At 76.2% G+C, this 13593-nt stretch carries 1 protein-coding gene and 1 pseudogene; both read right to left on the reverse strand.

Annotation, left to right across the window (positions count from 1 at the left end; genetic code table 11):
- On the reverse strand, positions 1–5096 hold a 5096-nt coding region (locus AB0I68_RS38060; RefSeq protein ID WP_363182020.1), incomplete at its 3' end, for a type I polyketide synthase.
- Between the two features lie 68 nt (positions 5097–5164).
- Positions 5165–13573: pseudogene (locus AB0I68_RS38065) on the reverse strand (type I polyketide synthase); the annotation flags it as partial.
- Between the last annotated feature and the right edge of the window lie 20 nt (positions 13574–13593).

Here is a 13593-nt window from a genome sequence, read left to right on the forward strand (position 1 = left end):
TCGAGCGCGGAGGGCTCGGCCCCGGCGCGCCCGCCGCGGCCGGCCCCGGCCGCGGCGGCGCGTCGTACGGGCGTACGGACGAGCCCGCGCAGCAGCGGGGCCACGTCCGTCCCGGCGGCGGGCGGGGTGAGCCGCATCGGGACGAGCAGCGCCCGTTCCACCCCGCCGTCGGCGGCGGCGAGGGTGTCGGCGAGGTCGAGGAGGGCGAGGCCGTCGGCGGCGGAGAGTCCTTCCACGCCGCCGCGCTTCATCCGGTCGAGGTCGGCCCGGCCCAGGGTGCCCGCCATCCCGCCGGTGTCCCCCCAAAGGCCCCAGGCCAGCGAGACGGCCGGGAGGCCCTGGGCACGGCGGTGCTGGGCGAGGGCGTCGAGGAAGGAGTTCGCGGCGGCGTAGTTGCCCTGGCCGGGGGCGCCGAACACGCCCGCGGCCGAGGAGAACAGGACGAACGCCGACAGGTCCAGGCCGCGGGTCAGTTCGTGGAGGTGGAGCGCGGCGTCGGCCTTGGGCCGCAGGACCGCGTCGAGGCGTTCGAGCGTGAGGGAGTCGATCACGGCGTCGTCGAGGACTCCGGCGGTGTGCACGACGCCGCGCAGCGGGTGGGCCGCGGGGATCTCGGCCAGGGCGGCGGCGAGCGCCTCCCGATCGGCGGCGTCGCAGGCCGCCCAGGTCACCTCGGCGCCCAGCCCGGCCAGTTCGCGGGTCAGGTCCGCGGCCCCGGGGGCGGTGTCGCCGCGGCGGCTCAGCAGCAGCAGGTGGCGTACGCCGCGCTCGGCGACGAGGTGGCGGGCGACGAGCCGGCCGAGGGTGCCCGCGGCCCCGGTGACGAGGACGGTCCCGTCGGCGTCGTACGACGGGACGGCCCCCCCGGCCACCGTGGAACCGGGGGCGGTCCGGGCCAGGCGGGGGGCGTGTGCGGTGCCGGCGCGCAGGGCGAGCTGCGGCTCCTGCGCGGCGAGGACGGCGTCCAGGACGGGGGCCGCGGTGTCGTCGCCGTCGGTGTCGACGAGGACGAAACGACCTGGGTGCTCGGCCTGCGCGGAGCGCACCAGCCCCCAGACGGCCGCGTGGACGGGGTCCGGAACCCGGTCGCCGGTGCGGACGGCGACCGAGCCCCGGGTCAGGAGGACGAGCCGGCTGTCGGTGAGCCGCTCGTCGGAGAGCCAGCGCCGCAGCAGGCGGAGCGTGGCGTGGGAGGCCGCGTGGACGGCCTCGGGGGTGAGCTGCGGCGCGGCGGGCAGCCGTACCAGGACGGTGCCGGGTGCGGGAGCGCCGGAGTCGAGAGCCGTGTCGAGGGCGGTGTCGGCGGACGGCGCGTCGAGGACCAGGACGTCCCTGTCGGCGGAGTCCGCGGCGCCGGCCGGGGCCGCGAGGGCCAGCGGGGGCCAGGCCACCTCGAACAGGGAGTCGTGGGGCCCGCCCCGGCCGGTGTCCGGTTGCTCGGCCGAGACCGGGCGCAGGGTGAGCGCGGCGATGTCGGCGACGGGCTGTCCGGTGCCGTCGGCCAGGGCGAGGGAGACGGTGTCCGGGCCGGCCGGGGTGAGCCGGACGCGGAGGGCGGCGGCGCCCACGGCGTGCAGGGCCACCCCGGTCCAGGAGAACGGAAGCCGGCCGCGGCCGGTGTCCTCGACGAGTCCGGCGGCGCCGATGGTGTGCAGGGCGGCGTCGAGGAGTGCCGGGTGGAGCCCGAAGAGGGCGGCGTCGGCGTCCTGTTCACCGGTTCCGGTACCCGTCTCGACCTCGACGTACGTCGCACCGTCGGCCGTCCAGGCGGCGTGGACGCCCTGGAAGGCGGGGCCGTACTGGAGGCCGGCCTCTGCGAGTCCGGCGTACAGGTCGTCGACGTTCAGCGGCACGGCGCCGGCCGGGGGCCAGGTCTCGGCGGTGAAGGTGGGCTGCGGGGCGCCGACGGCGAGGACGCCGTCGGCGTGCCGGATCCAGGGCCGCTCGGCCGCGGCGGGGTCGGCCGCGTCGGTGGCGGGCTCGGGACGGGAGTGCACGCCGAGGGGGCGGCGGCCGGTGGCGTCGGGGGCGCCGACCCACAGCTGGATCTGGACGCCGCCGTGCTGGGGCAGGACGAGCGGGGCGTGGAGGGTGAGCTCCTCCAGCAGGTCGCAGCCGACCTGGTCGCCCGCCCGGACGGCCAGTTCGACGAACGCGCTGCCGGGCAGGACGGCCGACCCCATGACGGTGTGGTCCGCGAGCCAGGGGTGGGTGTCGAGGGCGAGACGGCCGGTGTACAGGAAGCCGTCGAGGTCGGCGAGGGCGACGGCCGCGCCGAGCAGGGGGTGGTCGGCGGTGCCCAGGCCCGCGGCGGAGACGTCGCCGTGGGGGCGGCCGGCGTCGAGCCAGAACGCCTCGCGCTGGAAGGCGTAGGTGGGCAGGTCGACGCGGCGGGCGCCGCTGTGGGCGTAGTAGGCGGCCCAGTCGACGGGCGTGCCGCGGACGTGCAGCCGGGCGAGGGCTCCGGTCAGGGTCTCGGTCTCGGACCGTCCGGCGCGCAGCAGCGGCACGAAGGCGGCGGTGTCGTCGGCATCGGCGTCGGTGGCCAGGCAGTCCTGGGCGAGGGCCGACAGGACGGCGTCCGGGCCGAGTTCGAGGAAGTGGACGACGTTGTGGGCGGCGAGGGCGCGGACGCCGTCGGCGAAGCGGACGGCCTCGCGGACGTGGCGGACCCAGAACTCCGCCGAACCCATCTCGTCGGTGACGCGTGCACCGGTCAGGTTCGACACCACCGGGATGCGGGGAGCCGCGTACGTGATCCCCTGGGCCACCGCACGGAAGGCGTCGAGCATGCCGTCCATGTGGGGCGAGTGGAAGGCGTGACTGACCGTCAGCCGCTTGCTCTTGCGGTCGGCGAACGAAGCCACCACGGCCAGCGCGGCGTCCTCGTCCCCGGAAATGACCACCGACCGCGGGCCGTTGACGGCAGCGATGCCGACGCGGTCGGTCAGCAGCGGCAGGACCTCGTCCTCCGACGCCTGCACCGCGATCATCACACCGCCCGACGGCAGCGCCTGCATCAGACGACCCCGCGCGGCAACCAGCGCACACGCGTCCTCCAGCGAGAACACACCCGCCACGTGCGCGGCCGCGATCTCACCGATGGAGTGACCGGTGACGAAGTCCGGCTTGACGCCCCACGACTCGACCAGCCGGAACAGGGCCACCTCGACCGCGAACAGCGCGGGCTGCGCGTACTCCGTACGGCCCAGCAGAGCAGCATCCGACCCGAACAGCACCTCCTTCAGCGGCAGTTCGAGCTTCATCTGGTCGCACACCGCGTCCAGCGCGGCCGCGAACACCGGGAAGGCGTCGTACAGCTCACGCCCCGCCCCGAGCCGCTGGCTGCCCTGACCCGTGAACAGGAACGCCAGCTTGCCCGGCACCGGGCGGCCCCGGGTGACCCCCGGTGCGGGTTCCTCCGGGCCGGTCTGTGCGAGCAGTTCCAACCCGCGCAGCAGCCCGGCCCGGTCGGTGGCCGTGAGGACGGCGCGGTGCTCGAAGTCGGTGCGGCCGCTCGCGAGGGAGTGGGCGATGTCCGTGGCGTCCGTGGCGTCCGGGCCGCCGGGGTGGGCGGTCAGGTCGGCGTGGAGCTTCCCTGCCTGGGCCCGCAGGGCGGCCGGCGTTCTGGCCGACAGGTTCCACAGCGGCGGTACGGGCACCGGCGGCGCGGCCGGAGCCTTTTCCGGCTCCGCGGCCGCCGGGGCCTCTGCCGGGGCCTGCTCGATGATGGTGTGGGCGTTGGTGCCGCTGATCCCGAAGGAGGAGACGCCCGCACGGCGCGGGGCGCCGGTCTCGGGCCACGGCACGGTGTCGGTGAGCAGCCGCACGGCGCCCTCGGACCAGTCGACGTTCGGGGTGGGTTCGTCGACGTGCAGGGTCCTGGGCAGGACTCCGTGGCGCATCGCCATGACCATCTTGATGATGCCGGCGACGCCCGCGGCGGCCTGGGTGTGGCCGAGGTTGGACTTCACGGAGCCGAGGAGCAGCGGCCGGCCCTCCGGGCGGTCCTGCCCGTACGTGGCCAGCAGCGCCTGGGCCTCGATGGGGTCGCCCAGCGTCGTGCCGGTACCGTGGGCCTCCACGACGTCGATCTGGGCGGCCGAGAGCCGGGCTCCGGCGAGGGCCTCGCGGATGACGCGCTGCTGCGAGGGGCCGTTGGGGGCGGTCAGTCCACTGCTCGCGCCGTCCTGGTTGACGGCGGAGCCGCGGATGACGGCGAGTACGGGGTGGCCGTTGGCGCGGGCGACGGAGAGGCGTTCGAGGACGAGCATGCCCGCGCCCTCGCCCCAGCCGGTGCCGTCGGCGGCGGCCGCGAAGGACTTGCAGCGGCCGTCGCCCGCCAGGCCGCGGTGGCGGCTGAACTCGGTGAACGTGCCCGGTGTGGACATGACGGTGACGCCGCCCGCGAGGGCGAGGTCGCACTCGCCGCTGCGCAGGGCCTGCGCGGCGAGGTGGACGGCGACGAGCGAGGAGGAGCAGGCCGTGTCGATGGTGACGGCGGGGCCTTCGAGGCCGAGGGTGTAGGCGATCCGGCCGGAGGCGATGCTGCCGGAGCTGCCGTTGCCGAGGAAGCCCTCGATCTCCTCGGGGACGCTGAACAGCCGGGCGGCGTAGTCGTGGTACATGAGGCCCGCGAAGACGCCGGTGCGGCTGCCGCGCAGCGTCTCGGGGTCGATCCCGGCGCGTTCGAAGGCCTCCCAGGAGGTCTCCAGCAGGAGCCGCTGCTGCGGGTCCATGGCGAGGGCCTCGCGGGGGGAGATCCCGAAGAACGCGGGGTCGAAGTGGTGGGCGTCGTGCAGGAATCCGCCGACCTTCTCGTACGCCTCGATGCCGCTCTCGGGGTCGGGGTCGTAGAGGACCTCGGTGGGCCAGCCCCGGTCGTCGGGGTAGGGGGTGACCGCGTCCGTGGCGGCGGCGACGAGCTCCCAGAGGCGTTCGGGGGTGTCGACGCCGCCGGGGTAGCGGCAGCTCATCGCGACGACCGCGATCGGTTCCTGGTCGCGTTCCTCCACCTCGCGCAGCCGTCGGCGCGCCTCGCGGAGATCGGCCGTCGCCCGCTTGAGGTAATCGAGGTACTTCTCCTCGTTCACCATGTCTTTACGCCATCCCGGTGGTCGAAGTGGTGGTCAAAGTGGTCTGGGTGGTGGTCCGGTCCCTGCGGTCAGGACAGGCCGAGTTCGTCGTCGAGGAGGTCGAAGAGCTCGTCGGCCGTGGCGGCCTGGATGTCCCGCTCGTCGGCGGCGCTGTCCGGTGCTGCACTGTGCGTGTCATTCCACTTCGCCAGGAGATCTCGCAGCCGGGCGGTGATGCCCGCGCGGTCGACGTCGTCGGGGGCGACGGTCGAGAGGATCGATTCGAGCTTGTCGATTTCGGCGTGGACCGGCGGGCGGCCGGGGTCGCCCTGGCCGAGCCGTTCCCCGATGTACGCGGCGAGGGCCGCGGGGGACGGGTAGTCGAAGATCAGCGTGACGGGCAGCCGCAGCCCGGAAGCGGCGGTGAGCCGGTTGCGCAGGTCGACGGCGGTGAGGGAGTCGAAGCCCAGGTCGAGGAAGCCGCGCCCGGCGTCGACGTCGTCGGGGGTGCCGTGTCCGAGGACTGCGGCGACCTGGGCGCGGACCAGCTCGCGCAGGGCCTGGTCGCGTTCGGCGGCCGGGAGGCCCGCGAGGCGGCCCTTCAGGGCGTCGGCCGGTTCGGTGGCGGAGGCTGCGGCGGCCGGGCGGATGCCGGTCGAGCTGTCGGCGGCGCGGCGGGCCGGGGTGCGGACGAGTCCGCGCAGCAGCGGCGGCAGGGTGCCGTCGGCTGCCTGGGCGCGCAGGGTGGCCTGCTCGACGCGCATGGGGACGAGGACGGCGTCGTCCAGGGTGCGGGAGGTGTCGAAGAGGGCGAGGCCGTCCTCGGGGGTGAGCCCGGTGACGCCGGCGCGGGCCATGCGGGTCAGGTCGGCCTCGTCGAGGGCGCCCGCCATGCCGTCCTCGGTCGCCCACAGGCCCCAGGCGAGGGAGCCGGCGGTGAGGCCGCGGGCGGCCCGGTGCTGGGCGAGGGCGTCGAGGAAGGCGTTGGCCGCGGCGTAGTTGCCCTGGCCGGGGGCGCCGAAGGAGCCCGCGACGGAGGAGAAGAGCACGAACGCGGCGAGGGGGTGGCCCTCGGTCAGCTCGTGCAGGTTCCAGGCCGCGTCGACCTTGGGCCGCAGGACGGTGTCGAGGCGTTCGGGCGTGAGGGAGTCGATGATGCCGTCGTCGAGGACACCGGCCGTGTGGACGACCGCGGTCAGCGGCCGGTCGGCGGGTACGGCGGCCAGGACGGCGGCGAGGGCGTCCCGGTCGGCGGCGTCGCAGGCCGCCCAGGTGACGTCGGCCCCGCGGTCGGTCAGCTCGCGCGTCAGGTCGGCCGCGCCGGGTGCCGCGTCGCCGCGGCGGCTGAGCAGGAGCAGGTTGCGTACGCCGTGGACGTCGGCGAGGTGGCGGGCGAAGAGCCTGCCGAGGGTGCCGGTGGCGCCGGTGACGAGGACCGTGCCCGTGGTGTCGAGCGCCGGGACTCCGGTGTCCGGGGCGTCGGGGGTGGCGGTGCGGGCGATGCGGCGCAGGCGGAAGGCGTGCGCCTCGCCGGACCGCAGGGCGAGCTGCGGCTCGTCGCCTGCGAGGGCGGCGGCCAGCGCGCCCAGCGAGGCGTCGCTGCCGTCGGTGTCGGCGAGGACGAACCGGCCGGGGTTCTCGGACTGCGCCGAGCGGACCAGGCCCCACACCGGGGCGTGGGGCAGGTCGGTGACGTGCTCCCCGGGTACGGCGGCCACCGCGCCCGAGGTGAGGAGCACCAGCCGGGAGGCGTCGAGGCGTTCCTCGGCCAGCCATTCCTGGACCAGGGCGAGGGCTTGGTGCGCGGCGGTGCGGGCGGTGGCGGCGCGGCCGCCGGTGCCCGCGGCGGCGGTCAGCGGGACGATGACGACGTCCGGGGCGGGTGCCCCGGCGGCGAGCGCCCCGCGGAGCGCGGCGAGGCCGGTGTGGGTGTCGAGGGGGGCGCCGCCGATGCGGAATCCGGTGGTGTCCTCGCCGAGGACGGCCCACCGCTCGTCGGCGGGCACCGCCGCGGCGGCGAGCGGCAGGCGGGCCCATTCGATGCCGAAGAGGGCTTCGTGGTGGGCGGCGGTGCGGTCGCCGCCGAGCTGGGCGGCGGTGACCGGGCGCAGGACCAGGGAGTCGACCGTGGCGACGGGGGCGCCGGTGGAGTCGGCGACGTCGAGGGCGATGCCACCGGACGCGCCGGGGGTGAGCCGGACGCGCAGGCCGGCCGCTCCGGCGGCGTGCAGCCGGACGCCGGTCCAGGCGAAGGGCAGCCGGGCGCCGTCGCCAGGGTCGGCCCCGCCGGGGACGCCGAGGCCGATGGCCTGGAGGGCGGCGTCGAGGAGGGCCGGGTGGACGCCGTAGGCGTCGGCGTCGGCGGCGTGGGCGGCGTCGAGGGCGACCTCGGCGTAGAGGGCGTCTGCGGTGCGCCAGGCGGCGCGCAGGCCCTGGAAGACGGGGCCGTAGCCGAGGCCGGCGGCGGCCGCGGCCGGGTAGAAGCCGTCGGTGGGGACGGGTTCGGCACCGGCCGGAGGCCAGGTGGCCAGGTCGGCGGGGCGGGCGGGGGCGGCGGGGGCGAGGACACCGGTCACGTGCCGCGTCCACGGCTCCTGGGCCTCGGCGTCGGCGGGGCGGGAGTGCAGCGTCAGGGTCCGCCGGCCCGTCGGGTCCGCCGCCTCGACGGCGAGCTGGAGCTGGACGCCGCCCTGCTCGGTGAGGGTGAGGGGGGCCTCGATGGCGAGTTCCTCGACGGTGTCGCAGCCGACCTCGGCGCCGGCCCGCAGCGCCAGTTCGACGAAGGCGGTGCCGGGCAGCAGCACGGTGTCCATGACCGTGTGGTCGGCGAGCCAGGGGTGGGTGGACACGGCCAGGCGTCCGGTGAGGACCAGGCCGTCGGAGGCGGGCAGCGGGACGGCGGCGCCGAGGAGCGGGTGGCCGGGGGTGTCCAGACCCGCGGCGAGGACGTCCTCGACGGAGACGCCGACGTCGAGCCAGTAGCGCTTGCGCTGGAAGGCGTAGGTCGGCAGCTCGACGCGGCGGGCGCCGGTGCCCGCGTAGTACGCGGTCCAGTCGACGGTGGCTCCGTGGACGTGGGCCAGCGCCAGGGCGGTCGTGAGGGCTTCGGCCTCGGGGCGGTCCTTGCGCAGGACGGGGACGCAGAAGGCGGGCCCGGCGGGGTCCGCCGGGTCGGCCGCGTCGGCGAGGCAGTCCTGGGCGAGGGCGGACAGGGTGCCGTCGGGGCCGAGTTCGACGAAGGCCGTGACTCCGGCGGCGACCAGGGCGCGGATGCCGTCGAGGAAGCGGACGGCTTCGCGGACGTGGCGGACCCAGAAGTCGGCGGAGCCCATCTCGTCGGTGACCGGGGCGCCGGTGAGGAGGGAGACGACGGGGATGCGGGGGGCCGCGTAGACGAGGCCCTCGGCGACCTTGCGGAAGTCGGCGAGCATGCCGTCCATGAGCGGCGAGTGGAAGGCGTGACTGACGGTGAGGCGCTTGGTCTTGCGGCCCTGGGCATCGAAGACGGCGGCGACGGCCCGAGCCGCGTCCTCGTCACCGGCCACGACCACCGACGCCGGCCCGTTGACGGCGGCGATGCCGACCCGCTCGGTCAGCAGCGGCAGAACCTCGTCCTCAGACGCCTGGACGGCGATCATCGCACCACCGCCGGGCAGCTGCTGCATCAGCCGGCCGCGCGCAGCGACCAGTTCGGCGGCGTCCTGGAGGGAGAGGACCCCCGCGACGTGCGCGGCGGTGATCTCACCGATGGAGTGGCCGGCCAGGACGTCAGGGCGCAGGCCCCAGCCGTCCAGCAGCCGGAACAGGGCCGTCTCGACGGCGAAGAGGGCGGGCTGGGTGTACTCGGTCCGGTCGAGCAGGGCCGCGTCGGTCCCGAACAGCACGTCCTTGAGCGGGAGTTCGAGGTGTCGGTCGAGTTCGGCGCAGACCTCGTCGAGGGCGGCGGCGAACGCCGGGTGGGTGTCGTACAGTTCGCGGCCCATGCCGAGCCGCTGGCTGCCCTGTCCGGTGAACAGGAACGCGGTCTGGCCCTCGCGTGCGGTGCCCCGCACCAGCCCGGCCGTCTCCTCACCGCGGGCCAGGGCGTCCAGGCCGCGCAGCAGCTCCGTACGGTCCGACGCGACGAACGCGGCGCGCTGCTCCAGCGCGGAGCGGGTGGTGGCCAGGGACAGGGCGAGGTCGGCGGGGCTCGGGCCGGCGCCGGTGTGGACGTGGGTGTGCAGGCGGCGGGCCTGGGCGCGCAGGGCATCCGGGCCGCGGGCGGACAGCAGGACCGGGACGTACGGCGGTTGCGCCGCTGCCGGGTCCGGGTCCGGGTCCGTGGCAGGGGCCGGGGTGTCCGGGGCCTGCTCGATGATGGCGTGGGCGTTGGTGCCGCTGATGCCGAAGGAGGAGACGCCCGCGCGGCGCGGCCGGTCCGTGTCGGGCCAGGTGACCTGCTCGGTGAGCAGGGACACCGCACCCGCGGACCAGTCGACGTGCGGGGTCGGCTCGTCGACGTGCAGGGTCTTGGGGACGACGCCGTGGTGCATCGCCATGACCATCTTGATGACGCCGGCGACACCGGCGGCGGCCTGGGTGTGGCCGAGGTTGGACTTCACCGAGCCGAGCAGCAGCGGCCGGTCCTCGTCGTGGTCGCGGCCGTACGTGGCCAGCAGGGCCTGCGCCTCGATGGGGTCGCCGAGGGTGGTGCCGGTGCCATGGGCCTCGACGACGTCGACGTCGGCGCCGGTCAGGCGGGCGTTGGCGAGGGCCTGGCGGATGACCCGCTGCTGGGAGGGCCCGTTGGGGGCGGTGAGGCCGTTGCTCGCACCGTCCTGGTTGACGGCGGAGCCGCGGACCACGGCCAGGACGGGGTGGCCGTGGCGGCGGGCGTCGGAGAGCCGCTCCAGCAGGAGCATGCCCGCGCCCTCGCCCCAGCCGGTGCCGTCGGCGGCGGCCGCGAAGGACTTGCAGCGGCCGTCGGCGGCGAGACCGCGCTGGCGGCTGAACTCGATGAAGGTGCCCGGCGTGAACATCACGGTGACGCCACCCGCGAGGGCGAGGCTGCACTCGCCCGCCCGCAGCGCCTGCGCCGCTAGGTGCAGGGCGACCAGGGAGGAGGAGCAGGCCGTGTCGACGGTGACGGCAGGGCCCTCCAGGCCGAAGGTATAGGCGACGCGGCCGGAGACGATGCTGCTCGAGCTGCCGGTGCCGAGGTAGCCCTCCACGCCGTCGGGCACCGCGTGCAGGCGGGCACCGTAGTCGTGGTACATGACGCCCGCGTAGACGCCCGTACGGCTTCCGCGCACCGAGGACGGGGCGATCCCGGCCCGCTCGAAGGCCTCCCAGGTGGTCTCCAGCAGCAGCCGCTGCTGGGGGTCCATGGCGAGGGCCTCGCGGGGGGAGATCCCGAAGAACGCGGCGTCGAACTCGGCGGCGTCGTGCAGGAATCCGCCCTCGCGGGCGTAGGAGGTGCCCGGGTGCTCCGGGTCGGGGTGGTAGAGGGCCTCGGTGTCCCAGCCGCGGTTCCCGGGCAGCCGGGTGATGCCGTCCTGACCGGCCGTCAGCAGCGCCCAGAGGTCCTCGGGGGTGCGGACGTCACCGGGGTAGCGGCAGCTCATGGCGACGATCGCGATGGGCTCGTCGTCGTCGGCGCTGCCGGGACCGGCGGGGACGGCCGGGCCGGCGGCCGGTGCGGCGTCCGGATCGGTGTCGTCGGCCAGTTCGGTGCGCAAGTGACGGGCGAGGACGGTCGGGTCCGGGTAGTCGAAGATCAGCGTGGCGGGCAGGCGCAGGCCGGTGGCGGCGTTCAGCCGATTGCGCAGCTCCACCGCGGTGAGCGAGTCGAAGCCCAGTTCCTTGAAGGCCCGCCCCGACTCGACGGCCGCGGGACCGGCGTGGCCGAGGACGGCCGCGACCTGCGTACGGACCAGGTCCAGCAGGGCCCGGTCCCGTTCGGCCGGGGCCAGCCCGGCCAGGCGGGCCCGCAGCTCCGGCTCGGCCCCGGCGGCGACGGCACCGGCGGCGGCGGAGCGGCGGGCGACGCCGCGGACCAGCCCGCGCAGCAGCGGGGCGATGGTGCCCGCGGCGGCCTGCGGGCGCAGGGCGTCGGTGTCGACCCGCATGAGGGCGACGGCCGCGTCGTCGAGGCCGGTCGCGGTGTCGAACAGCTCCAGGCCCTCGGCGACCGTCAGCGGGGGCATTCCGGCCCGGCGCATCCGGTTGACGTCGGCGGCGTCGAGGGAGCCCGCCATGCCGTCGGCGGCGGACCACAGGCCCCAGGCGAGGGCCGCGGCGGGCAGGCCCTGGGCGCGGCGGTGCTGGGCGAGGGCGTCCAGGAAGGAGTTCGCGGCCGCGTAGTTGGCCTGGCCGGGGCCGCCGAAGAGGCCGGAGGTGGAGGAGAAGAGCACGAAGGCGGACAGGTCCAGGCCGCGGGTCAGCTCGTGCAGGTGCCAGGCGGCGTCCACCTTGGGGCGGAGCACCGCGGACAGCCGCTCGGGGGTCAGCGAGGAGACGATGCCGTCGTCGAGGACACCGGCGGTGTGGACGACCGCGGTCAGGGGCTGGTCGGCCGGAATCCCGGCGAGCAGCGCGGCCAGGGCGTCCCGGTCGGCCACGTCGCAGGCGGCCCAGGTGGCGGTGGCACCGGACTCGGCGAGTTCGGCCGCCAGTTCGGCCGCGCCGGGTGCGTCGGCGCCGCGGCGGCCGACGAGGAGCAGACGGCGGACCCCGTGGACGGTGGTCAGGTGCCGGGCGACCAGGCGGCCGAGCCCACCGGTGGCGCCGGTGATCAGCACGGTGCCCTCGGGCCCGAAGGCAGCGGCCCGGCCGGAGGCGTCGGCGCCGTCGATGGCTCCGGAGGCGGTGTCGCCGGCCTGGCCGGTCTCGACGCGGGCGAGGCGCGGGACGAGGATGGCGCCCTCGCGCAGGGCGAAGCGCTCCTCCTCCGCGGCGGCGAGCGCGCGGCGCAGCGCGGCACGGTCCTCGGCCGGACCTGCGTCGACGAGGGCGATCCGGCCCGGGTTCTCGGTCTGGGCGGACCGCAGCAGACCCCAGGCGGTGGCGCCGGCCAGGTCCGTCACGTCCTCGCCCGGTGCCGCGGCGACCGCACCGCGGGTGACGACGACCAGCCGGGCGGCGGCGAACCGGTCGTCGGCCAGCCATTCCTGAGCCAGTGCCAGCACCCGGTGTGCGACACCGTGCACGGCCTCGGGGGTGACCGGGGCGGGTGCCGGGGCGAGGTGGAAGAAGACCTCCTCCGGTACGGCGGTCCCAGAGTCGGCCGCCGCGGCCAGCGCGGCCAGGTCGGCGTAACGGTCGCCGTCCGCGCCGTGTCCCGGCTCGGTCCCGCCGAGGAGGACGTACGGGGCCGGGGCTGCCGGGTCCGGAGCGGTCAGGCCGGCGAGCTCGGTCCACTGCTGGCGGAACACCGACTCGTGGTAGGTGGCGCGGGCGGCCCGCAACTGGTCGGTGGTCACCGGGCGCAGTCCGAGCGACTCGACGGCCGCGACGGGCGCGCCGGAGGCGTCGGCGATCTCCAGCCGGACGCCCTCGGCCCCGGCGGGGGTGAGGCGGACGCGCAGCGCGCTCGCCCCGCCCGCGTACAGCGACACCCCGGACCAGGCGAAGGGCAGCCGCCCCTGGCCGTCATCGGCGCCGATGCCGCCGAGCCCGATGGCGTGCAGGGCCGCGTCGAGCAGTGCGGGGTGCAGGCCGAAGCGGCCGGCCTGGTCCTCTGTGCCCTTGGGCAGGGCGACCTCGGCGTAGACGGCTCCGCCGAGCTGCCAGGCCGTACGCAGGCCCCGGAAGGTGGGTCCGTAGGCGAAGCCGATGCTGTCGAGGGCGTCGTAGCGGCCATCGAGCGGGACCTCGGTGGCGCCGGCCGGGGGCCAGGCGGTCAGGTCGAAGTCCGCGGCGGGGCGGGCGTCCTCGGCGAGGACACCGGCGGCGTGCCGGGTCCAGGGCTCCTCGGCGGCGACGCCCTCGGCGCGGGAGTGCAGGGCGAACGCGCGGCGGCCGGTCCCGTCGTCGGCACCGACCCGGACGCGCAGCTGGACGCCGCCGCGCTCGGGCAGGACGAGCGGCGCTTCGAGGGTCAGCTCTTCGAGGTGGTCGCAGCCGAGCTGGTCACCGGCGCGGGTCGCGAGCTCCACGAAGGCCGTGCCGGGCAGCAGGACGCTGCCGAGGATGGCGTGGTCGGCCAGCCAGGGGTGGGTGGACAGGGCGAGGCGTCCGGCGAAGACCATGCCGTCGGAGTCGGGCAGGGCGACACCGGCGGTGAGGAGCGGGTGGGCGGTGTCGTCGAGGCCGATCGCCTCGACGTCCCCGAGGTAGTACGAGGAGAGGGCGGGCCAGTAGCGCTGGCGCTGGAAGGCGTAGGTCGGCAGGTCGACGCGGCGGGCGCCGGTGCCCGCGTAGAAAGCGGTCCAATCTACGCGGACGCCGTGGACGTGGGCCCGGGCGAGGGCGGTGACGAGGGTCTCCGCCTCGGGGCGGCCCTTGCGCAGGACGGGCACGAAGACGGCGCCCTCGACGG

It is taken from the genome of Streptomyces sp. NPDC050448, assembly GCF_040655295.1.
Taxonomy (GTDB): domain Bacteria; phylum Actinomycetota; class Actinomycetes; order Streptomycetales; family Streptomycetaceae; genus Streptomyces.